The 22,600-nt window shown below is 65.6% G+C and carries 22 protein-coding genes; 13 read left to right on the top strand and 9 right to left on the bottom strand.

Annotation, left to right across the window (positions count from 1 at the left end):
• Positions 1-23: 23 nt before the first annotated feature.
• The 9 genes from A7D27_RS27775 to A7D27_RS08410 all read left to right on the top strand — a co-directional run bounded on the left by A7D27_RS27775 (position 24) and on the right by A7D27_RS08410 (position 12,177).
• Positions 24-542 (top strand): hypothetical protein, encoded by a 519-nt coding sequence (locus A7D27_RS27775; protein ID WP_139131116.1) that lies wholly within the window; start codon positions 24-26, stop codon positions 540-542.
• Positions 539-781 carry a hypothetical protein gene (locus tag A7D27_RS08440; RefSeq protein WP_069560824.1) on the top strand — a complete coding sequence of 81 codons (243 nt, stop codon included), beginning with the start codon at positions 539-541 and terminating at the stop codon, positions 779-781. Before A7D27_RS27775 ends, A7D27_RS08440 begins: the two co-directional genes overlap by 4 nt.
• Positions 782-1,053: 272 nt before the next feature.
• Positions 1,054-1,866, top strand: a complete 813-nt coding sequence (locus A7D27_RS27770) for a hypothetical protein (protein WP_139131115.1) — start codon at positions 1,054-1,056, stop codon at positions 1,864-1,866.
• A gap of 15 nt (positions 1,867-1,881) precedes the next feature.
• Positions 1,882-2,202, top strand: a complete 321-nt coding sequence (locus tag A7D27_RS08435; protein WP_069560823.1) for a hypothetical protein — start codon at positions 1,882-1,884, stop codon at positions 2,200-2,202.
• 297 nt (positions 2,203-2,499) lie between these two features.
• The gene (locus A7D27_RS08430) at positions 2,500-3,717 is read left to right on the top strand and encodes a glycosyltransferase family 4 protein (protein ID WP_069560822.1); all 1,218 of its coding nucleotides are present in this window, start codon (positions 2,500-2,502) and stop codon (positions 3,715-3,717) included.
• A 113-nt stretch (positions 3,718-3,830) separates the two neighbouring features.
• Positions 3,831-9,734 carry a calcium-binding protein gene (locus tag A7D27_RS28295; protein WP_165679050.1) on the top strand — a complete coding sequence of 1,968 codons (5,904 nt, stop codon included), beginning with the start codon at positions 3,831-3,833 and terminating at the stop codon, positions 9,732-9,734.
• Positions 9,735-9,913: 179 nt separating this feature from the next.
• Complete coding sequence (gene mpl / locus A7D27_RS08420; RefSeq protein ID WP_069560820.1) at positions 9,914-11,266, top strand: UDP-N-acetylmuramate:L-alanyl-gamma-D-glutamyl-meso-diaminopimelate ligase; 1,353 nt, start codon at positions 9,914-9,916, stop codon at positions 11,264-11,266.
• A 1-nt stretch (position 11,267) separates the two neighbouring features.
• Positions 11,268-11,897: a flavin prenyltransferase UbiX gene (gene ubiX, locus A7D27_RS08415; protein ID WP_044410813.1), complete on the top strand. Its 630-nt coding sequence runs from the start codon at positions 11,268-11,270 to the stop codon at positions 11,895-11,897.
• A complete protein-coding gene (locus tag A7D27_RS08410) occupies positions 11,890-12,177 on the top strand; it encodes a YceK/YidQ family lipoprotein (RefSeq protein WP_069564602.1) in 288 nt (95 codons plus the stop codon). Before ubiX ends, A7D27_RS08410 begins: the two co-directional genes overlap by 8 nt.
• A 71-nt stretch (positions 12,178-12,248) precedes the next feature.
• On the opposite strand, the gene A7D27_RS08405 is transcribed toward A7D27_RS08410, so the two are convergent.
• From A7D27_RS08405 to A7D27_RS08375, 7 genes are all read right to left on the bottom strand, one after another.
• Positions 12,249-12,716 (bottom strand): YbaK/EbsC family protein, encoded by a 468-nt coding sequence (locus A7D27_RS08405; RefSeq protein WP_069564601.1) that lies wholly within the window; start codon positions 12,714-12,716, stop codon positions 12,249-12,251.
• 22 nt (positions 12,717-12,738) lie between these two features.
• Entirely contained in the window at positions 12,739-13,605 is an 867-nt protein-coding gene (locus A7D27_RS08400) for an MBL fold metallo-hydrolase (protein WP_069564600.1), read from the bottom strand.
• Between the two features lie 57 nt (positions 13,606-13,662).
• Positions 13,663-14,274 carry a class I SAM-dependent methyltransferase gene (locus tag A7D27_RS08395; protein WP_069560816.1) on the bottom strand — a complete coding sequence of 204 codons (612 nt, stop codon included), beginning with the start codon at positions 14,272-14,274 and terminating at the stop codon, positions 13,663-13,665.
• 91 nt (positions 14,275-14,365) lie between these two features.
• Positions 14,366-15,007, bottom strand: a complete 642-nt coding sequence (locus A7D27_RS08390) for an oxidoreductase (protein WP_069564599.1) — start codon at positions 15,005-15,007, stop codon at positions 14,366-14,368.
• A gap of 32 nt (positions 15,008-15,039) precedes the next feature.
• Positions 15,040-16,764, bottom strand: coding sequence for a C13 family peptidase (locus tag A7D27_RS08385; RefSeq protein WP_069560814.1), 1,725 nt, complete (start codon positions 16,762-16,764; stop codon positions 15,040-15,042).
• An 85-nt stretch (positions 16,765-16,849) separates the two neighbouring features.
• A complete protein-coding gene (locus A7D27_RS08380) occupies positions 16,850-17,062 on the bottom strand; it encodes a TM2 domain-containing protein (protein WP_021221502.1) in 213 nt (70 codons plus the stop codon).
• 120 nt (positions 17,063-17,182) lie between these two features.
• Positions 17,183-17,638 carry a MaoC family dehydratase gene (locus A7D27_RS08375; RefSeq protein ID WP_044410793.1) on the bottom strand — a complete coding sequence of 152 codons (456 nt, stop codon included), beginning with the start codon at positions 17,636-17,638 and terminating at the stop codon, positions 17,183-17,185.
• 233 nt (positions 17,639-17,871) lie between these two features.
• On the opposite strand from A7D27_RS08375, the gene A7D27_RS08370 reads away from it, so the two are divergent.
• The 3 genes from A7D27_RS08370 to A7D27_RS08360 are packed head-to-tail and all read left to right on the top strand — an operon-like array spanning position 17,872 to position 19,551.
• Positions 17,872-18,234: a CidA/LrgA family protein gene (locus A7D27_RS08370; RefSeq protein ID WP_069560813.1), complete on the top strand. Its 363-nt coding sequence runs from the start codon at positions 17,872-17,874 to the stop codon at positions 18,232-18,234.
• A 2-nt stretch (positions 18,235-18,236) separates the two neighbouring features.
• Positions 18,237-18,947 (top strand): LrgB family protein, encoded by a 711-nt coding sequence (locus A7D27_RS08365; protein ID WP_139131117.1) that lies wholly within the window; start codon positions 18,237-18,239, stop codon positions 18,945-18,947.
• Positions 18,948-18,957: 10 nt separating this feature from the next.
• Entirely contained in the window at positions 18,958-19,551 is a 594-nt protein-coding gene (locus A7D27_RS08360) for an LON peptidase substrate-binding domain-containing protein (protein WP_069560811.1), read from the top strand.
• Between the two features lie 44 nt (positions 19,552-19,595).
• Here the strand turns inward: A7D27_RS08360 and A7D27_RS08355 are convergent, their stop codons facing one another.
• Complete coding sequence (locus A7D27_RS08355; RefSeq protein ID WP_069564598.1) at positions 19,596-20,915, bottom strand: bifunctional DedA family/phosphatase PAP2 family protein; 1,320 nt, start codon at positions 20,913-20,915, stop codon at positions 19,596-19,598.
• Entirely contained in the window at positions 20,912-21,622 is a 711-nt protein-coding gene (locus tag A7D27_RS08350; protein WP_069564597.1) for a DNA-3-methyladenine glycosylase, read from the bottom strand. The genes A7D27_RS08355 and A7D27_RS08350 overlap by 4 nt, the downstream gene beginning before the upstream one ends.
• A gap of 113 nt (positions 21,623-21,735) precedes the next feature.
• On the opposite strand from A7D27_RS08350, the gene A7D27_RS08345 reads away from it, so the two are divergent.
• Positions 21,736-22,596: a class I SAM-dependent methyltransferase gene (locus A7D27_RS08345; RefSeq protein ID WP_069564596.1), complete on the top strand. Its 861-nt coding sequence runs from the start codon at positions 21,736-21,738 to the stop codon at positions 22,594-22,596.
• The last annotated feature ends 4 nt before the right edge of the window (positions 22,597-22,600 follow it).

Here is a 22,600-nt window from a genome sequence, read left to right as displayed (position 1 = left end):
CAAGAGCGTTCGGGAGACTAGATGTGGCATTCATGCTCAGCGAAATTGACCTTAGGCCAATGAGAGCAGGGGGACGGACTTTTCAAACGGCATTGGCCAACTGCAACTCGACGCAACCTCCCGAAAAAGGTGTTTATCGAGGCCAGCAAAGCGGCGCAGTCATCGAGGTCATATCTGCAGGAGGCACAGTTACGGCAGCATCGGAGGCGAAACTGGCGCTGTCGATCATCCGGCCCGTTCCAGTAGCGTTCAAGCGTATGGGAGACGGCGATGTTCCGTTGCCGGTAGACGAGATTTTCGTCCAGCAAGACAGCACCGAAAGCTTCAGGCGAATGGTGCTCAGTAATTTGTGTTTCGAAAAGGACCTGATGGGATTCTGGTTGCCTGTCGAGTTTTTCAGTTCCGGTACCCCACAAGGACCGGGCTGGGTGAGAGCGCTGGAGGATTGCATCGAGGGGGCCGTCCCAGTGACATGCGACACGGAGGCGATTTCTTTTACCGGACTTAGAGCGTTTCCATTCCTGGGAGGGCCAACAGCATGAAGAAATATAGCGAGGAAGAGCTGGTTCAGTTCCTGACTAAAGATGGTATGGAGCTTGACGGATATTTTGTTCTCGGGCCGGGTCGCACGGTGTGTGTCGTTCAGTTCAACCTGCTGTTCTTTAATCAGATATGTAATGACCTGCTTTACTTGCAGGTTGTGGATTTTCTGATGGCGAGGGGGCGCTACTTTGACGGGATGGATGCGTTAAGAAACGCTTATCCTGACGTCAAAACCTGATCTCTGTTCTTGATGGGGCTCTCTACAATGTGTGGGTAGGCGCTTTTTTCATACAAGATGTAATGTCGGGTTCTCCAGTTTTTTGTGTGCTTGCACTACGCATAAAATGATAGCGATTTTTATTGCAATTCGACTTCAAATTCTATGGGCAAGATACCTTGGTAATACAGTGGATTGATAAGGTGCTGATGGATTCAGTGTTCTTTTTTTCTGCGGGAGTGGAGTCTGGATTCATTTGGTGATGAGTGGTTCGTGGGCATGGAGTGTTGGGCGTGGAGAGTAGTTTTTTTCATGGTTTAGTCGTTCTTATGGGGCTGCATCATCAAGGTGATATGCCGGCTTGGGAGATAGTGCTCTATATAGTTAAAGAGATCGCTCAAGATGGAGGTCAAGCCGAATTTGACAACCTGCCGAGTTGGCTAAAGTTTGAGGTGGCCAATGAGTTAGAAGAATACAAGAAGGATGGATCGTGGAGAGTAATAATTAGTGGGGAGGTGAGGGATTATGGCGTATACGCGGACGCATTCATTGATAAGGTGGATTTTACGCCTTGGTCGTTTTTGAATGGCACGGGTTTCTGCCGGAACGCAGCAAGCGATGCCCGTGGCGAGTTTGAGAACAGCTACTTTCCAGAGTTGAGTGTGTATGAGCGATATATTTCGCCATATAAGCTGAGTGGGGTTCTTAACGTCGGCTGGGTCGATGTGTTTGGAGACATCCCAAGGCGACAGCCGTCGTACGCTTTGCTGGCGCGTCTTTCCGATGTACTGGAGAGCGTTTCGCCCTTCATTCCTTTTATGGGGTCAGACAGGGAGTTGCCACACTGTTTACAGTGTGGAGAGATAAAATATACAAGGAGTAGTGGTTCTTTTATTCGTAATTCTGAATTATGGATTCCGGCTGGTGACTTAATATACGCCTCTCCGCTTTCTATCGTTCACTCTATTCGTGAGCATCAGTACTGCCTTTCTGATGAATATATTGAGTGCTTGATGAGCGTTGATCTGCGACAGGCGTTCGATTCGAATAAAATATATAGAGATAGGTTGCAGAAGTCTGGCTGGCGCGGTACGCGCCTAACGTAAAGAGGGACGTGTCAAGTGGAGATGTTGTACGAGAAACACGCACCTCTGGACTTGGAACTGGTCAAGGTCCTCATTGGTGCTACGCCTGAAAGCTGGAACCAGATCGAGATGCACGCAGTACGGGTGGAGGAGGGCGAGTATCAGGGGCTAACTGTAAGGATCAGCAGCCCTGAGGGTAGACAGGACCTACTGGAGCCTGCGGATGAAGTGATCGATCTACTGTATCAACATCTGGATGTATTTCGTGAGCACGGCACACTGTGGCGAGAGCTCTTCTGTTCGGTGTTCCTGAAAGAAGACGGGAATTGGGGTTTCAAATTGAAATTTGAATATTGAGCTGTTGGATGTTTGCGTGCTGGATGTGTAAGCGTCATTTTCTATGTGGAGCTGAAAGTGGTTCGTAGGGCATTGTCCTTTAATAAAATAGGGGGTATTGAGTTTGTCCGCTGATAACCCTCTATCGACGGACTATCGCTCACCCATTCGTGAGCCGCATCACGCGCCCTGCTTTCCTTGCTCCCCCGTCCCGGTTCATCCTTCGCACCTGGCGCAATGCCATGATTTCTGGCCGGCTCGTGGTGGCAAGACCGCGAGCGGCAGCGAGGGAAGCACTGCAGAAGGAGTTGCAGCAGGATGCGTGTGTTGTTCATTCACCAGAATTTCCCGGGGCAATTCCGTCACCTCGCCGCCCACTTGGCGAGGCGGGACGATGTGGAGGTCCTGGCCATCGGTCGCGAGCAGGCGCCGGGACTGCCGGATGTGCGGTTGTTGCGCTACAAGCCCCACCGCAAGGCGAGTGCGCAGACGCACCCCTACGTGCGCAGCTTCGAGGATGGCGTGCTGCATGGGCAGCAGGTACTGCGCCTGTTGCTGGACCTGAAAGCCAAGGGCTACCGGCCGGATGTGGTGGTCGCTCACCCCGGCTGGGGCGAGAGCCTGTATGTGCGGGAGGCGTTCCCGTCGGCGCGGCTGATCCACTTCTGCGAGTACTACTACCGGGCCCAGGGGGCTGACGCGGGCTTCGACCCGGAGTTCCCGCTAGACACCCACGGGGCGGCGAGCATCCGCAGTCGCAACGCGCTGCACCTGCTGAACCTGGAGAACTGCGACCTCGCCATCACGCCCACTCGGTGGCAGCGCAGCCTGCACCCGGCGGCCTACCGTGACGGAATGCGGGTGATCCACGAGGGCATCGACACGGCCGGTTTGGGCCCGGACCCGGAGGCCACCCTGGCATTGCCCGATGGGCAGGTGCTGAGGGCCGGGCAGCCGATCCTCACCTATGTGGCGCGCAACCTGGAGCCCTACCGGGGCTTCCACAGCTTCATGCGGGCGCTACCGCGCATCCTCGCCGCGCACCCGGGGTGCCAGGTGGTGGTGGTGGGCGGGGATGAGGTCAGCTACGGCAGCCGGCCGAAGGATGCCGCCAACTGGCGCAGCAAGCTGTTGGCGGAAAACCCCATCGACCCGGCGCGCGTGCACTTCCTCGGCAAGGTGCCCTACGCCACCTACAAGCAGGTGCTGCAGGTGTCTGCCGTGCACCTCTACCTGACCTACCCCTTCGTGCTGTCGTGGTCCCTGCTGGAGGCGATGGCCAGCGGCTGCCTGGTGGTGGCGTCGGACACCGCGCCAGTGCGCGAGGTGATCGAAGACGGGCGCAATGGGCGGCTGGTGGACTTCTTCGATACCGGGGCCATCGCCGAGCGTGTCGTGCAGGCGCTGTCCGAGCCCGAGCGCTTCCAGGCCCTGCGCCAGCAAGCCCGGGCGACTGCCGCCGGCTATTCCACCCAGGCGGGGATCGCCGGGTATCTGGAGGCCCTCGGGCTCACCTCGGCTGCTGTCGGCGCCTAGGAGGGCGGGCCAAGCCCCACAGTCTTTTCACCCCGTACCTGTCGCTGGCCATGCCATGACGCCGGGTGCGGGCCTGTTCGGTCGTGGTGACCACCAAAGGAGCAGCTATGGAAATGCAGGGAACACAGGGTAACGACACGCTGATCGGCAGTGACGACAGCGATCGTATCGACGGATTGGGCGGGGACGACCGGCTGGTGGGTGGGGGCGGTAACGACACCCTGACCGGTGGCCTGGGCAATGACACCCTGGTCGGGGGCGCGGGGGAAGACGTCTATCGATTCGGTTTCGGCAGCGGGCGGGATGTGATCGAGGACGGTGGTGGCGACTGGGGCCGGAGCGTCCTCGCATTCGAGCCTGGCGTGCAGCCTGCGGACGTCACTTGCCGCCAGGTGAACGGCGATCTGGTGTTGACGCTGGCAACCGGGCGTGACCAGGTGATCCTGCGCAACTACTTCTACTCAGCCCAGCCAGGCTCCCCGGACGTCTTCGAGATCCGCTTTCCCGATGGCACCCTGTGGACGCCTTCGAGTGTGATGCAGAGGCTGGAACCCCAGGGGGCGCAGGTGGTGGGCAGCCCCGGCGCTGACACGCTGATGGGCACCGCCGGTGCCGACACGATAGAGGGCCGGGACGGCAACGACCTGCTGAACGGTGGTGCGGGTGATGACCTGCTGCTGGGCGGAGATGGCGACGACACCCTGGAAGGCAGCCTGGGTTTCGACACCCTCATGGGCGGGCTGGGCAACGACACCTACCGGCTGGTCGGGCCATGGGGGCAGGTGGTCATCGACGAACCCGCCTCGCTGGCCGGCGGCTTCGATGTGCTCGAACTCTACGACGTGGCCTCGACCGACGTGCGGGTCAATCGCGTCGGCAACGACCTGATCCTGCTGCGCCAGGGCAGCAGCGACCGGATCACCCTGAGCAACTACTTCAACGACGACGCCTTCGGACCCGAGGCCGTCGAGGAGATTCGCTTCTCCGACCAGCTCTGGCGGCCGTTGCAGGTGCTGGAAATGCTGCGCAACGGAACGCCCGGCAACGACAACCTGGTGGGAACCCCGCTCGACGATACCCTCGACGGCGGCCAGGGGGATGACCTGCTCAATGGCGGTGGCGGGAATGACCTGCTGCTGGGCGGTGCCGGCAACGACACCCTGGAAGGCAGCCAGGGGTTCGACACCCTGGTCGGTGGCACCGGGAACGACACCTATCGGATTACCGGCAGTTGGGGGCAGGTACTCATCGACGAGTTGCCTGTCCTGGAGGGCGGTTTTGACTCGATCGAGCTCGACGTACCCGCAAGCGACGTCATGTTCAGCCGTGCAGGCAATGACCTGATCCTGTCGCGTCGCGGCAGCAGCGACCAGATCATCGTCCGCAGCTACTTCAATCCGGACGTTTTCGCGGCCGAGGCCATCGAGGAGATTCGCTTCGCCGACCAGGTCCTGCGACCGCTCCAGGTCCTGCAGATGCTCGGCGGCGGCACCGCCGGCAACGATACGCTGGTGGGCAGTGATTTCTCCGACACCCTCGACGGTGGCCAGGGGGATGACCTGCTGGATGGTCGCGGTGGCAACGACCTGCTTATCGGCGGGGCTGGTAACGACATCCTGAATGGCGGCGCAGGTGATGACACCCTTGAGGGGGGCGATGGCGACGACTGGCTGGACGACGGCCAGGGCTACAACCGGCTCTCGGGCGGCCTGGGCAACGACACCTATGTGCTGGGCGAAGGCTACAGCGCCATCCTGGAAGTCGCTGGAGGCGGCATCGACACCGTGCGCAGCAGCGTGACCCATGTGCTGGGCTATGCGCTGGAGAACCTGGTGCTGACCGCCAGTGCCGATGTCGACGGCTATGGCAACGAGCTGGACAACGAACTGACCGGCAACAGCGGCAACAACCGCCTCAAGGGTGGAGCCGGCAACGACCGCCTGTACGGGCTGGACGGCAAGGACACTCTGGAGGGCGGGGCCGGTAACGACAGCCTCCACGGCGGCGCAGGCGACGACAGCCTGCTGGGTGGCGATGGCGATGATTGGCTGGACGGTGGCGAAGGCTTCGACCGGTTGGAAGGTGGGGCCGGCAACGACACCTATGTCGTCAACCAGGCTTCCGTATCGATCCATGAAGCCAGCGGAGCTGGCGTGGACACCGTGCGCAGCAGCGTCAGCCATGGCCTGGGCGCGGCGTTCGAGAATCTAGTGCTAACCGGTTCGGCGAACATCCAGGGCTTCGGCAACGAGTTGAACAACGAGCTGACCGGTAATGCGGGCAACAACAAGCTCGAGGGACGTGACGGAAATGACCGTCTCGACGGCGGTGCCGGCAACGACCAGCTCAGCGGTGGCAATGGCGATGACGTCTACTTCTTCAGTCGCGGCTGGGGTCAGGACGTGGTCACCGACTATGGCGATGGCTTCGACAGCATCCAGTTCGCTGCCGACATCCTGCCGGGTGACCTCCAATTGATACACCAGGGTGACGACCTGCTCCTGAGCCTCAAAGGCACCTCTGACAGCCTGCGCGTGGTGGGGTACTTCACCGGCAACGGCGTGGGTGCCAATGCCATCGAGGAAATCCGCTTTGCCAATGGGGATGTCTGGACGATTACCCAGGTGCGCAATCTGGTATTGCAGGGGAGCGATGGCAACGACCTCATCAATGGCTTCAACACGGCTGATACCCTCGATGGCGGACTGGGCCACGACACCCTCTATGGCGCCGACGGCAATGACCTGTTGATCGGTGGCAGCGGCAACGACCTGCTGGATGGCGGTACCGGCAATGACACGCTGATAGGTGGGCTGGGTAACGACACCTACGTGGTCGACTCCCTGGGCGACGTGATCCAGGAGAGCCCGAACCAGGGCATCGATACCCTTGAATCCAGCATCAGCATCACCTCGCCCTTGCGGGCCAACCTAGAGAACCTGCGTCTGACCGGCAGCGCCAACCTCAATGGAACCGGTAACAGTGCCAGCAACCTGATCACCGGCAACCAGGGCGCCAACTACCTCAGGGGCAATGCAGGCAACGACACGCTCAGCGGCGAAGGCGGCAATGACACCCTGGAAGGCGGCGTCGGCAATGACGTCTACCGCTTCGCCCGGGGCTGGGGGATGGACACGATCGTCAACTTCGAAGCGGGCTCCAATGGCCTGGATGCCATCGAGTTCGCGGCGGGCATCCTACCCAGTGACATTCGGGCGACCCGGACGGGCAACAACCTGGTGTTGTCGCTCATCGGTACGACGGACCGGATCACCATCACCAACTACTTCAACAGCGACGGCATCAGCTCCTACGCGGTGGATGAAATCCGCTTTGCCAGCGGCACCCGCTGGAGCCTGTCGAACATCAAGTCGATGGTGCTGCAAGGCACCAGCGGCAACGACACTCTCATTGGTTATGCCAGTGCTGACGACATCCACGGAGAGGAAGGCAACGACAGCATCGAAGGGAATGATGGTAACGATATGCTCTTTGGCGGCAGCGGTGACGACCTGCTCGATGGAGGTATTGGCGCCGACCTTCTGGCAGGGGGAAGCGGCAAAGACACTCTGCATGGGAGCTTTGGCAACGACACTCTTGAGGGGGGCGATGGTGACGACCTGCTCTACGGTGGCGCCGGTTATGACCTGCTTGATGGCTCTACCGGCGTTGACACCCTGATTGGCGGCGCGGGTGATGACCACTATCAGGTAGATGCCGGAGACAGCGTCATCGAGGCCCTGAACGAGGGGATCGATACGGTCGAGGCTCGGGTCTCCTGGACCCTGGGCGACCACCTGGAGAACCTCGTCCTTGCCGGGCCGGCAGTCGAGGGCATCGGCAACGCGCTGAACAACGACATCCTTGGCAGTGAGGGTAACAACCTGCTGCGTGGGGAGGCGGGTGACGATCGCCTCAACGGTGGGCAGGGCAATGACACCCTCATCGGTGGCTCGGGAAATGACACCTATGTGTTCAATGTCTACTGGGGGCAGGACGTTATCCACAACCAGGACGATGGTATCGGCAAGCGTGATGTCATTGAGTTCGTAGGCTTCACTCCCGCGGACATCAGCTTCCGCCGGCTCGGCGATGATCTGGTATTCGAGCGCAGCTACACACCAGAGACCCTCACCGTTGCCGGCTTTTTCCAGGGTGACGGCAAGGGGCCGGGGTCCATTGAGGAGGTCCGCTTCGGCAATGGTGTCGTCCTGACTGGCGATGCAATCCGCAGCAGCCTGCTGAAGGGCACGTCCGGCAATGACACGCTCCTGGGCTATTCCATCGACGACAGTCTTGCCGGGGAAGACGGACAGGATGAGTTGCAGGGCTTTGCCGGCAACGATGTGCTCGACGGCGGAGCCGGTCACGACCGGTTGTACGGCGGTGCCGGAGATGATCGCCTGATCGGCGGCCTGGGTGACGACACCCTGGATGGTGGTGTCGGCAACGATGTCTACCAGGTGGACTCGTTGGGCGACGTGGTGATCGAGGCTGCGAATGCGGGGATCGACACCATCGAGTCCAGCGTGACACTGGCCCTGGGTGCCAATGTGGAGAACCTTGTTCTCACCGGCAGCGCCGCGATCAGCGGTACGGGTAACGGGCTGGATAACTTGGTCATCGGCAATGAGGCTGCCAACGTCATCAGGGGTGGAGGTGGGTCTGATCGTCTGATCGGTGGAGCCGGCAACGATACGCTCAGTGGTGATGCCGGAAGCGACACTTACGTATTCGAACGAGGTTGGGGGCGCGACACCCTGTCCAACTTCGACTCAAGTGCCGGCAAGCACGATGTCATCGAATTCGGTGCAGGCATCGCGGCCAGCGATATCGTCGTGCGCAGGTCAGGCTCCGACCTGTTGTTGAGCCTCAAGGACAGCAGCGACGTGATCATCTTGCTGAACGTGCACCAGGGAGATTGGAACCGTCTGAACGTCGTGGACGAGGTGCGTTTTGCCGACGGTACGGTTTGGTCGTCAGACCAACTGCGTGCCCAGGCGATGTTGGGGGGCGATGGTAATGACTTCCTGGCGGGCTACAGCTTCGACGACATGCTGGTGGGCGGCTTGGGCAACGATTCGCTGAGCGCCGGCAATGGCAATGACACCCTCGATGGCGGGCAGGGCAACGACAACCTGCAGGGTGGCCAGGGAGATGATGTCTACCTGTTCGAGCGTGGTTGGGGGCAGGACACCATTGCCGATGTGGACGTGGCTACGGGTAGCCGTGATGCCATTGTCTTCGGTGCGGGAATTACGCCTGACGACATCGTTGCCACCCATGGCGATGGCCATCTGTACCTCAAGCTCAAGGGCTCCACCGACAGCATCAAGGTGGTTCACTATTTCCGCTATGACACCCATGTGGTCGAAGAAATACGCTTCGCTGACGGCAGCATCCTGACCCATCAGCAACTGCGTGAGTCGTTCCTGACCGGCGGTGATGGCAATGACGAGCGGATCGGCTTTCCAGTCAGCGACCTGCTCTCGGGGGGGCAGGGTAACGACAGCTTGTATGGAGGCTGGGGCAACGACACCCTGCTTGGCGGACAGGGCAACGACATGCTCTATGGCGGCGGTGACGACGACCTGCTGCAGGGCGGTGCCGGGGATGACGTGCTCAGAGGCGACGCCGGCTCCGACACCTACCTGTTTGGTCGGGGTGACGGTCGTGACCTTATCAGCAACTACGATGCGGGCGTCGGCAGTGTGGACACCCTGCTGTTCGGCGAGAACATCCCGGTAGAGGCGCTCTGGTTCCGCCAGAACGGTAACGGTCTGGAAGTGAGCGTGGTCGGCGGCTCGGAGCAGGTAACCGTCTCCAGTTGGTACAGCGGCAGCGCCTACCACCTCGACCAGTTCAAGTCGGCCGACGGCAAGACGCTGCTGGACAGCCAGGTGCAGAGCCTGGTGGATGCCATGGCCGCGTTCGGCGTACCGCCGGGCGGCGAGGGCAATCTCACGGCGGCCCAGCGCGAGGAGCTGAACCTGGTGATCGCCGCCAACTGGCAGTGATCCCCTGAGCGCGTGACGAGGAGCCCTGCCAATTGGCGGGGCTTTTTCGTTTCGGGGTGGTGAATGAATCCGCCGGCCGATGCTCTACATGCAGCGTGGGATCAGGCCCGGCACGGGCCCCTGTGCTAACCTGCGCCAAGTTTTCCCGGGCCCTGGCGGCCCGTTTCCAGAGGTCATCCATGCATATCCACATCCTCGGCATCTGCGGCACCTTCATGGGTTCGCTGGCGGTGCTGGCCAAGGAGCTGGGCCATCGCGTCACCGGCTCCGATGCGAACGTCTATCCCCCCATGAGTACCCAGCTGGAGGCCCAGGGCATCGAGCTGATGCAGGGCTATGACCCGGCTCACCTGGAGCCGGCGCCGGACCTGGTGGTGATCGGCAACGCGCTGTCCCGCGGCAACCCGGCGGTGGAGCACGTGCTGAACAAGGGGCTGCCCTACGTTTCCGGCCCGCAATGGCTGGCGGACCATGTGCTGCAGGGGCGTTGGGTGATGGCGGTGGCCGGCACCCACGGCAAGACCACCACCACCAGCATGCTGGCCTGGGTGCTGGAACACGCGGGCATGAGCCCGGGCTTCCTCATCGGCGGGGTGCCGCAGAACTTCGGCGTCTCCGCGCGCCTGGGCGGCACGCCGTTCTTCGTGGTGGAGGCGGACGAGTACGACAGCGCCTTCTTCGACAAGCGCTCGAAGTTCGTCCACTACCGCCCGCGCACCGCGATCCTCAACAACCTCGAGTTCGACCATGCGGACATCTTCCCGGACCTGGCGGCCATCGAGCGGCAGTTCCATCACCTGGTGCGGACCATCCCCGGCGAGGGGCTGATCATCCATCCCACTGCCGAAAGCGCCCTGGTGCGGGTGCTGGGCATGGGCTGCTGGACCCCGGTGCAGACCACCGGCGAGGGCGGCCAGTGGCGGGCGCGCCTGCTCAGCGAGGACGGCTCGCGCTTCGAGGTGCTGTTCGAGGGGCAGGTCGCCGGCACGGTGGACTGGAGCCTCACCGGCCAGCACAACGTGGCCAACGCCCTGGCGACCCTGGCTGCGGCGCGCCATGTGGGCGTGGTGCCGGAGCTGGGCGTGGCGGCGCTGTCGGCCTTCCAGAGCGTCAAGCGACGCATGGAGAAGGTGGCCGAGGTCAGGGGCGTGACCGTCTATGACGATTTCGCCCACCACCCCACCGCCATCGCCACCACCCTGGACGGCCTGCGCAAGCGCGTGGGCGATGCGCCGGTGATCGCGGTGATCGAGCCGCGCTCCAACTCCATGAAGCTGGGCGCCCACCGCGACGGGCTGCCCGAGTCGGTGAAGCTGGCCGACCAGGTATTCTGGTACGCGCCGCCGAACCTCGGCTGGGACCTCGCCGCCACGGTGGCCGGCTCCAGCGTACCGACCCGCGTGTGCGATTCGCTGGAAACCATCATCGAGGGCGTGAAGGCCCTCGCGGTGCCGGGCACCCAGGTGGTGATCATGAGCAACGGTGGCTTCGGCGGCTTGCACGGCAAGCTGGCCCAGGCGCTGGAGGGCTGACATGAGCGGCCCTGAACGCGTCACCCTGGCGATGACCGGCGCCTCCGGCGCCCAGTACGGCCTGCGCCTGCTGGACTGCCTGGTGCGGGAGGATCGCGAGGTGCACTTCCTCATCTCCAAGGCCGCGCAGTTGGTGATGGCGACGGAGACCGACGTCACCCTGCCGGCCAAGCCCCAGGCGATGCAGGCGTTCCTCAACGAGTACACCGGCGCCACGCCGGGGCAGATCCGTGTGTACGGCAAGGAGGACTGGATGGCCCCGGTGGCCTCCGGCTCCGGCGCACCGGCGGCTATGGTGGTGGTGCCCTGTTCCACCGGCACCCTCTCGGCCATCGCCACCGGGGCCTGCAACAACCTGATCGAGCGGGCGGCCGATGTGGCCCTGAAGGAGCGCCGCCAACTGATCCTGGTCCCCCGCGAGGCGCCGTACTCCAGCATCCACCTGGAGAACATGCTCAAGCTGTCCAACCTCGGCGCGGTGATCCTGCCGGCGTCGCCGGGCTTCTACCATCAGCCGCAGACCCTCGATGACCTGGTGGACTTCGTGGTCGCGCGCATCCTCAACCTGCTGGACATCCCCCAGGACATGCTGCCGCGCTGGGGCGAGCACCACCGGGTGAGCGATGAATAAAAGCGCACTCGCGCTTTGGCTGGCGCTGGCCCTGCCGGGCTGCGCCAGCGTCACCACCCTCAACGCCGCCAAGCCCGGCGCGCCGATCATCTATTCCGGCACCCGGCTCGATTGGTACGCCCTCCATGACGGTTGTTGCCCCATCGACCGTTTCGGCACCGAACCTCCGACCTGTCCGGCCGTCGACCTGCCCGCCAGCGCGTTGCTGGACACCCTGCTGCTGCCGCTCTCCGTGGCGGCGGAGCTGGGGATAGGGCTGGGGATTCGCGGCGGCAACTGATTGGGCGTGATGCGTGCTCCCGGGCTGAAGCCCGGGCTAGGTCACGGTGTGGCGCCGGAATGAGCCGAGGCTCAGGCCAGTTCCTGGCACACGTCCACCCATTGGGCGGCGACGAGGTCGGCCAGGCGTTCGGGGGTGATGCGCACGGCGCTGTGGATGGCGCCGGCGGCGGGGACGACTTCTTCGAAGGCTTGCAGCGAGCGGTCGCAGTAGACCGGCAGCGGGGTGGCCAGGCCGAAGGGGCAGACGCCACCCACCGGGTGGCTGGTGAGGGCTTCGACGGTTTCGGCATCGAGCATCCGCGCCTTGGCGCCGAAGGTTTCCTTGAACTTGCGGTTGTCGATGCGGGCATCGCCGCGGGCCACCACCAGCACGGCATCCTCGCCAACGCGGAACGCCAGGGTCTTGGCGATGCGGCCGGGCTCGACGCCGTGGGCCTCGGCGGCCAGGGCGACGGTGGCGGTGCTGGTTTCGAGTTCGATGATGGCGATGTCCGGCGCCTTGCTGGCGAAGAAGGCGCGCACGGAGTCCAGGCTCATGGGATCGGTCCTTGGTCGGGGGTCAGCACGCCAGGTCGCGGACGTCGGGCAGGCTGTCGGCGAGCCCGTAGCGACCCTTGGCGTCGCGGGTCACCCGGCCGATGGCGACGGCCGGGTCGTGGGTGAAGACCAGGCGGCCATTGCGGGCCAGGAGGTCGGCCAGCAGGGCTTCCTTCTCTTCGATCAGGCCCTCGGGGAAGCGGTCGTAGCCCATGGTGATGGGCAGGTGGACCCAGGGGGCGCCGGGGATCAGGTCGCCGCTGAACACCACCGGGCCGTCGGGCATCTGCACTTCCGGCAGGAGCTGGCCGGGGGTGTGGCCATCGCTCCAGTGGAAGCGCCAGTCGGCGCCGAGGGTGGCGCTCTGTTCGCCGTCTTCCAGCAGCTCCAGTCGCTCGCTGGCCTGCAGCAGCTCCAGCAGTTCGGGAATGTAGGAGGCGCGGTCACGGGCGTGGGGTGTGCAGGCGCGCTGCCATTGGCGGCGGCCGGTGATGAAGCGGGCATTGGGGAACAGCAGGCGCAGCGGCTGGCCTTCTTCCCAGGGGGCGAGCAGGCCGCCGGCGTGGTCGAAGTGCAGGTGGGTGAGCAGCACCACGTCGATGTCGGCATGGCCGAGGCCCACAGCCGCCAGGCTGTCGAGCAATACGTGGTGGCTCTCCTGCACGCCGTAGCGCTGCTTCAGGTCCGGGGAGAAGAAGGCGCCGATGCCGGTTTCCACCAGCACGTTGCGTTCGCTTTCACGCACCAGCAGGGCGCGGCAACCGAGGTCGATGCGGTTGAGGGCATCCGGGGCCATCCAGCGCTCCCAGAGGGCGCGCGGGGCGTTGCCGAACATGGCGCCGCCGTCGAGTTTCTGGCTGTTGCCGGTGAGGGTGGTGAGGGTGCGCATGTCGGTCCCTGTCTGCGTGCGGAGCGGGCAAGGCTAACCCGAATGCCGGGGCGCCGGTCAATCCGCCCAGCCGCTGTAGACGAAGGTCATGGGGCGCGGGCCGGGCAGGTAGCGGGTGTTCAGGTCGCCGATGCGGAAGCCGCCGGCCTCGATCAGGCGGGGGATGTCTCGGTCCAGGTGGCAGCCCCCGGCCAGCGGTTTCCACAGCGGCGTGAGGCGTTGCTGCCAGCGCACCACGCCGGGGTCCGGGGCCAGGCCGTGCTCGGCGAAATGCAGGCGGCCGCCGGGCTTGAGCACGCGGCGCATTTCCCGCAGGGCGGCGACGGCGTCGGGGATGGTGCAGAGGGTGAAGGTGCAGACGATGCTGTCGAAGCGGCCGTCGTCGGCGCGGATCTCGCCCAACTCCAGGGCGATGGTTTCCACCGGGATGGCGATGGCGGCGGCGCGCTGCCGGGCCAGGGCCTGCATCTGCGCGGCGGGATCGACGCCGGTCACCCGGCTGACCCGCTGCGGGTCGTAGAAGGCGAGGTTGAGGCCGGTGCCGATACCGATCTCCAGCACCTCGCCCTCGGCGTTGGGCACCACCTGGGAGCGGGTCTTCATGACGTGGCCCATGCCGCAGGCGTAGTCGATCAGGCGCGGCAGGATGTGGCGGTCGTAGAACTGCATGGGCGTTCCCTTCCTGGGGCTGCGGAGCTGTCCACCCTACAGGCGCGGTCGGTTGGGTGTCGCGGGCGTTCCGGCCAAGGCCTGGGGCGCTTCAGCGGCCCAGGCGGCGCAGTTCGTCCGATTCCACCACGCGGGTGCCTTCGCCGGTCTCCAGAGCCAGGCGCCAGAGCGCGCGGGCCAGGGTGCAGGCTTCGATGCCCCGGTACTTGCCGGGGATCAGGCGCATCAGCGGGGCGGCGAGGCGTTCGCCGAGGCGGAATTCCTGGCGCGGGCCGAGCAGCAGGGAGGGGCGGGCGAGGGTGAGTTGCGGCCAGCCCTGGTCGCGCAGGGCGTCTTCCATCTCGCCCTTGACGCGGTTGTAGAAGACCGAGGAGCCCCGGTCCGCGCCAAGGGCGCTGATGACCAGGTAGTGCCGTGCCCCCAGTTCAAGGGCGCGGCGGCCGACGGCCATCACCAGGTCGAGGTCGATGGCGCGGAAGGCCTCCTGGGAGCCGGCCTGGCGGATGGTGCTGCCCAGGCAGCAGAAGGCGGTGTCGATGGGGCCGCCGAGCTGGGGCAGCAGGTCGGCCAGCTCGCCCACCGGGTTTTCCAGGCGCGGATGGGTGGCGAGCGGGCGGCGCGAGGGGGCGAGCACGCGCTCGACGGTGCGCTCGTTGAGCAGGCGGTCGAGCAGGTGCTCGCCGGTGAGGCCGGTGGCGCCGGCGAGCAGGATGTGCTGGGGCGTCAGGTGCATGGTGGCTGTCTCTCTGCTGACACAGGTTCAGCTTAGTGGCTGGCCGGGGTTTTGGCCCCGTCTGCCGGCTTGTCGGCCAGTGCCTGCAGGGCCTGGTTGGCGCGCAGGCGCTTCCAGTGGGCGAGCACGGCCTTGGGGGCCCAGATCTGCGGTTCGGATGGTTCGAAGTCGTCCTCCTTCTCCCATTTGGCGACTGCCTCGCGGGCGAGCTTGAAGGCGCGCTGGAGGTCGTCGGTCTGGTTCAGGGCGTCGGCCAGCAGGGCGCGGCCGAAGTAGGTGAAGTCGTTGTCGTCGGAGCAGCCGAAGGACACGCGATCGGCACGGGCGGCGGTCATCACCAGGGTCTTGTCGTCCTTCAGGGCGGGGATGAAGCCGCCGGAATAGCAGGCGGAGATCACCAGCACCTTGTGACGGTCGCGCAGGGGGGCGAGGAGGGTGGCCAGGTCGGCGGCGGCGAGGTCGGACAGTTGCAGGCCGGGTTGCTCCAGGGCGAGCTGGTGGTCGGCGGAGCCGTGGCTGGTGAGGTAGAGGAACACCAGGTCTTCCGGGCCGCTGCGCGTGGCCAGGGTCTCGACGGCGCGGGCGAGGCTCTCGCGGGTGGCCAGGGGGCGGTCGGCCATGTGGTCGCGGTGGTTCACCAGGGTGATGTGGCCACGGGCGGCGAAGCGGTCGCTCATCAGCTTGGCGGCGTAGTCGGCTTCCCGCAGGAACACGCTCTGGCGGCCATCGCCGCCCAGGCTCAGGCTGTACAGCTCGGGGGCCGGGGTGGACGGCGGGACGGCGCTGAGGGCCTCGTCCAGCAGGCGCCCCTGTTGCAGCAGGCCGACCTCCAGCGGGTCGGGCAGTGCCTGGCCGGCGGCATCGCGCACGCGGCGGCCGTTGCGCCAGGTGCCGCGCTCCTGCTCGCCGCTGGCCAGGGTGAGGGTGCCGTCGCCGGCGTAGCGACCGTTGGCGAAGCCGCCGACGTAGTGGCTGCCGTCGGCCAGGTGCAGGTCGCCCTGGCCGTGGTAGCGCCAGGTGCGGAAGGCGCCCTGGTAGTGCTCGCCGTCGGCACCCTTGTATTCGCCCTTGCCGGTCAGCGTGCCGTTGCGGAACTCGCCACTCCACACCGCGCCTTCGGCGTTCTGGTAGCGGCCCTTGCCGTTGAAGCGGTTGCTGGCGAAGCCGCCGCTGTAGCGGTCGCCGTCGCTGCCCTGGTAGTCGCCTTCGCCGTTCAGTTGGCCCTGCTTGAAGGTGCCGCTGAAGCGGTTGCCTTCGCTGTCGGTGAGCACGCCGGGGCCGTCGGGCTGGCCGTTGCGGAAGCGGCCCTGGTGCTCGCTGCCGTCGGGCATGCGCAGGGTGCCGAGGCCGTGGTACTGGTCGTTGCGAAAGCCGCCCTGGTAGACCATCTCGCCTTGCGCGAGGCGGCCTTCGCCGTCGAAACGGTTGCCCTTGAAACCGCCTTCATAGACGGTGCCGTCGCGGTAGGTCATGCGGCCCTTGCCGTCGAACAGGCCGTCGCGGAACTCGCCTTCGTACGCCACGCCTTCCGGGCCGTGCCAGCGGCCCTGGCCATTGGCCTGGCCGTCCTTGAAGCGGCCTTCGAACCAGGTGCCATTGGTGTAGTCGAGGCGGCCGGGGCCTTGCAGCAGGCCGTCGACCACCTCGCCCCGGTAGCGGGCGCCATCGGGCAGTCGGGCGTCGGGCGGGGTGATGGGCTCGCCCTCGCCGCAGGCGGCGAGCAACACGGCAAGGCTGAGGGGAAGAAGGGCTTTCATCGGCAGTCCCTGGCTGAATGGCTGCCCTAGTGTGGCGTAAAAAAGCCCGCGTGAGCGGGCTTTTGTAGCGGACGTGTGAGGCCGATCAGGTCCACTGGGTGATCTTGTTGCCCTGTTTGTCGGTGAAGGCGCCGACGATGATCATGATGAAGTCGATCAGGGTCCAGATGCCCAGGCCACCGAGGGTGAGGATCTGCAGGATGGCGGTGCCGATCTTGCCGGCGTAGAAACGGTGGGCGCCAAAGGTGCCGAGGAAGAAGCAGAGCAGGAAGGCGGGCAGGATGCGCTTTTCGGTCATGGAACTGTCCTTGTAGACGGTGCGGTTGGAGAGTCCCCTGGGCGGGGTGGGCGGCATTCTAGCGAGACGAGACGCTCGGGGCGAGAGGCGCCGGCTGCTTTCGCAGCGGCGCCGGGGGCGTCAGACGAAGCAGAGGCTGAGGGACTCGGCGACGTAGGCCGGCTTGGCCTGGCCTTCGATCTCGAGGGTGGCGCGGGCCTTGATCAGCCACTGGCCGGGGTTCTTCTCGGTGACGTCGAGCACGGTGAGGGCCAGGCGTACCCGCGAGTTAACCGGCACCGGCTGGATGAAGCGGACGCTGTCCAGGCCGTAGTTGATGCCCATCTTCAGACCTTCGGGGAGCACCAGTAGTTTTTCCGACAGCACCGGGATCAGCGACAGGCTGAGGAAGCCGTGGGCGATGGTGGTGCCGAAGGGGGTGCGCTTGGCCTTCTCCGGGTCGACATGGATGAACTGGTGGTCGCCGGTGCATTCGGCGAACTGGTTGATGCGTTCCTGATCGATGGTCAGCCACTCGGAGTGGCCCAGGTCCTTGCCAATGTAGCTTTTCAGTTCTGCAACGGGTACGAACGGCATGCTTCATCCTCCGTGGACGGTTTTTTTCTTCTTCTTGTGGCGGGCTGGCTCGCCCGACGCGTTGGCGTAGATCAGCACGGGGTTCGGGCCTGGTCAAGCCGGCATGGTCTCTGCGAATGGCGGGTTATAGCGGGCAGGGCAGGCGTGCCTATAATGGCCCACCCTGGTTCCGGCCCGTCTGCGACGGGCCTGCGGAGACGGAGCAGGGACGGAAGACTGTCTGGAGACCCCTCATGCTGCTGCGTGGCTTGACCTGGCTGGTGCTGTTCCAGTTGCTCGGCACCGGGCTGAACGCCCTGTTCCTGCACATGCTGCCCGGCCCCATCATCGGGCTGGTGCTGTTGTTCGTGTTCCTCGTCGTTCGGGGCGAGGTCGGGGAGCCGTTGACGGTGGCGTCCGGCGCCCTGTTGCGTTACCTGCCGCTGCTGCTGGTGCCGCCGGCGGTGGGGGTGATGGTCTACGCGCAGGCGATCTGGGAGGACGCCTGGGCGGTGGTCGGTGCGCTGGCGTTGTCGGCGTTCTTCACCCTGCTGTTCGTGGGTTGGCTGATGCAACGGTTGATCGACCGCCGCGACAGCGGGGAGGGCAAGGCATGAGCCTGGCATGGCAACCGGCCTGGCAGGCCGTGGTGCACCACCCGTTGTTCGGCGTGGGCCTGACCCTGGCTGCCTACCAGCTGGCCAGTTCGTTGTACGAGCGCTCCCGGCTGATGTTCCTGCAGCCGGTGCTGGTGTCGATGGCGCTGGTGATCGCGGTGCTGGTGCCGCTGGGCGTCGGCTATGACGAGTACCGCCAGAGCACCACGCTGCTCAACCTGCTGCTGGGCCCTGCCACGGTGGCGCTCGCAGTGCCGCTGTTCCTCAACCTCAAGCGCATTCGCCTGTTGTTCTGGCCGACGCTGCTGACCCTGGCCCTCGGCGGGCTGGTGGCCACGGCGATGGGCGTCGGCCTGGCCTGGGTGTTCGGGGCTGAGCACATGGTGTTGATGACCATGGCGCCCAAGTCGGTCACTTCGCCCATCGCCATGCTGGTGGCCGAGCAGATCGGCGGTGTGGCGGCGCTGGCGGCGGTGTTCGTGCTCATCACCGGGGTGGCCGGGGCCATGCTCGGGCCGGAGATGCTGCGCCGTGTCGGCGTCCACCACCCGGCCGCGCAAGGCATGGCGCTGGGTATTACCGCCCATGCGGTGGGCACCGCCCGTGCGCTGCAGGAGGGCGAGGAGTGCGGCGCCTTCGCGGCGTTGGCGATGAGCCTGATGGGGGTGGCGACGGCGGTGCTGCTGCCGTTGGCCGTGGCGATGATTGTGTGAGGGACGAGTGATGGAACTGCCGCTGTTTCCTTTGAATACCGTGTTGTTCCCCGGCTGCATGCTCGACCTGCAGTTGTTCGAGGCGCGCTACCTGGACATGATCGGGCGCTGCATGAAGCAGGGTGCCGGCTTTGGCGTGGTGGGCATCCTCGAAGGTGAGGAGGTCGGCAGCGCCGCCCATCGCATTGCGCCCCTGGGGTGCGAGGCGCTGATCCGTGACTGGCAGCAACTGCCCAACGGGCTGCTGGGCATCCGGGTCGAGGGCGCTCGACGCTTCACGGTCGAAAGCACGCGTGTGCAGGCCGACCAGCTCACCCTGGGGGATATCGCCTGGCTGGACGACGATGATGCCGACCGGCCGTTGCTGCCGGAGCACGCTGACCTGGCCGCGCTGCTCAATGCCCTGGCCGAGCACCCGCTGGTGAAGGGGCTGGGCATGGGCGGCCTGGCCCACGGCCAGCAGGAGCTGGCCAACCAGTTGGCCTACCTGCTGCCGTTCTCCCTCGATGAGAAGCTGGAGTTGCTGGCCCTGGGCAGCCCGGATGCGCGGCTCGACCACCTGCAGACGCTGCTGAACCGCCTGCAGGGCGACGTCATCGCCTGATCACGCCGGGCGTGGCCCTTCTTCCGCCACGCCCAGGCACCTTCCTATTTGTAGCGATACAGGCTGAAGGCCTCTGGCAGCGCCCAGGTGGCGAAGCCGCCGAGCAGAGCCAGCGCGGCCGGCAGCAACAGCCACCAGACCCGTGGACTCAGTGCCGGCAGCGAGGCCTGGCGCTGGATCAGTGCCAGCCACCCGGCACACACGCAACTGGCCAGCAGGGCGCCGGCGATGATGTCGGTCGGCCAGTGCACCCCGAGGTAGACCCGCGACAGCGCGATGCTGGCAGCCGGCAGGCAGGCCAGCAGCATCCAGGTCAGGCGCAGGCGCGGCGGCTGGCCACGCCCAGCCAGCACCCCCAGCACGAGGAGGAATGCGAAGGCGGCGGAGCTGTGGCCGCTGGGGAAGCTGAAGCTGCTCAGCGGTTCGGCCAGCACGTCGGGTCGGGCCCGTGCGAACAGGTGCTTGAGAGCGCCATTGGCCAGGGCGGTGGTGATCAGCGTGCCGCCGGCAAACAGTGCGTGGCGCCATTGACGGGTCAGCAGCAGCAGGCCGGTGATCAGCGCGCCGGCGAAGAACTGGGTGCGGAAATCGCCGAGGCGCGTGACCAGCACCGCCAGGCTGTCGAGGGTGGCCTGACGTTGCTCCTGCACCAGTGCCATCAGGCCCTGATCGAAGTCATGTAGGGACGACCAGCCGAAGAACAGCGCCACCAGCAGCACCAGGCTCAGGCCAGCGGCGAGCGAGGTGGCCCAGCGCTTGTGCCGCAGGCTGCCCTGGACGATCAGGCCGATCATCACCAGCACCGCGACCACCACCACGGCGGCCTCGCTCCAGAACCCCTCCGGCAACGGCAGGCGCAAGGCTGCTCCGGTGGCCCAGCCGGGCAGCAGGTAGGCCACGGACCAGCCGGCCGCCGCCACCAGGCTGACGACGGTGAAACGCAGCAGCGGCATGTCCAGCATGCCGGCCACCATGGGCAGCATGGGCCGCAGCGGGCCGATGAAGCGGCCCACCAGCAGACTGGCCACGCCGTAGCGCTGGAAGTAGGTCTCGGCCCCGGCCAGCCACTCCGGGTGGTGGCGCAACCCGGGCAGCCGGCGGATGTTCTGGTGGAAGCGCCGCCCCAGCCCGTAGGAGATCGCGTCCCCCAGCAGGCCGCCGAGGTAGCCCAGCAGCAGGGTCTCGCCCAGGCCCAGGGCGCCGCTACCGGCCATGGCCGCCACGGCGAACAGCAGCACAGTGCCGGGCACGATGATGCCGGCGATGGCCAGGCATTCGACGCAGGCGATGGTGAAGATGGCCAGGCCCAGCCACTGGGGGTTGGCGCTGAGCCATTCGGTGATGGCGTGCAGCCATTCGGTCATGCGGGCGTTCCTTCGATCAGGTGGTAGTGCTCGCCTTCGAGCTGCCCCCGGCGCAACGGGTTGTGCGTGCAGTGGCGGGCGTAGGTGGCGTCGACGAAGCGATAGGGCAGGTGCTCGTCGCGGCCGCTGGGGATGCCGAGGCGGGTGGTCTGGATGATGGCGGTGGGACGTGCGCCGATGTCGTCGACGAACAGCCGGGCGGGGTCGAAGCGTTGCGCGTCCCAGTCCGGCACCTTCAGCCCCAGCGCCTTGCACAGCAGCGTCTGGCCGTTGCAGAGGCGCTCGGGCGGGCGCGGGCGACCCTGGGCATCGGGGTTGTTGGTCTGCATGACGGCCAGGGCCTCGGGGCCGGACACGGCATCCACCCAGGGGTAGGCGGACTTGATCAGCACGGCGTTGCCGGGCCCCTGGGCGCTGAAGTTCAGCGAGTCGCCGCCCCGCGCGTAATACATGTAGATGTGACCGCCATCGAGGAACAGCGCCCGGCGCTTCTCGGTGTAGCCGAGGGAGGCGTGGCTGCCCTTCTCGGCCAGGTAATAGGCCTCGGTCTCGATGATGCGGGCTGACAGCCAGCGCCCCTGGAAGCGGTGGCGGATGACCTTGCCCAGCAGCTCGCGGGCCAGCACCTGGGCGTCGCGGTCGAAGAACCCGTCCGCCAGGGGGCGGGCGCCGGGCCAGGGCAAACTTAGGGTGGGATCGTCGGGCATGGGCTGTTGGTGGGCTATGGCTCGGAATAGGCTGGCGATTATACGGAAGCCCCGCTTGATCGAAGCTGAACGGCGGGGCGGGAACACACTCAGAAAAACAATAAGAGCCCGCCATGACCCGAGCCGTTCGCGCCGACAGCACCCACATCACCCCCAGTGCCCACTACACCGGCTATGTCTGGTACCGCCATCGCCTGGCCGAGGCGCCCTTCGCCACGGCGTTCGGGCGTTGGGTCCACGGCGCGCTCAGCCCTATCGCCTGGGGCGCGCGGGCGCTGTTCGGGCTGGACATCGAGCAGTTCCTGCTGCAGCGCCACCTGCTGATCGACGCCCGCCTGGAGCAGGCGATCCGTGATGAGGGCGTTGTGCAGGTGGTGGAAATCGCCTGTGGGCTCTCGCCTCGGGGGCGGCGCTTCTGCCTGCGCCATCCGCAGTTGCGCTATCTGGAGGCGGACCTGCCGCCGATGGCTGCGCGCAAGCGCCTGTTGCTGCACGCCGAGGGTTGGTTGAGCAGTCGCCATCAGGTGCGTGCGGTGGACATCCTCGCCGGGGAGGGCGCCCAGGGGCTGGAGGCGCTGTTCTCCGGCCTGGATACCGGGCTGCCGGTGGTGGTGATCACCGAGGGGCTGGTGAACTACTTCCAGTTGCCGGTGATCGAGGGCTTCTGGCGGCGCCTGGCCGAGCAGATGCGCCGCTTTCCCAGCGCGACCTACCTCACCGACCTCTACCCCGACCTGCGCGAGCACCCGCGCTACCGCCAGGTGCGCTGGGGCGTCGGGTTGGTGGGGCGGCTCACGCGCGGGCATTACCCGCTGCACTACCGCAGTGCCGAGGCCATCGTCGATGGCTTTTCCGCCTGCGGCTTCGACCGGGTCTCGGTGCTTGACCCAAGCGAGCCAGGGGCCGGGCTCGGCCTGGCACCCGGGCGCTGGCCCGCCCTTGTGCGGGTGGTGGAGGCCCGCACCGGGGCCTGAGCCC

It is taken from the genome of Pseudomonas sp. 1D4 (assembly GCF_001728925.1).
Lineage (GTDB): Bacteria > Pseudomonadota > Gammaproteobacteria > Pseudomonadales > Pseudomonadaceae > Metapseudomonas > Metapseudomonas otitidis.
The sequence above is the reverse complement of the archived record's forward strand: the minus strand, read 5'-3'. Positions and strand labels throughout refer to the sequence as shown.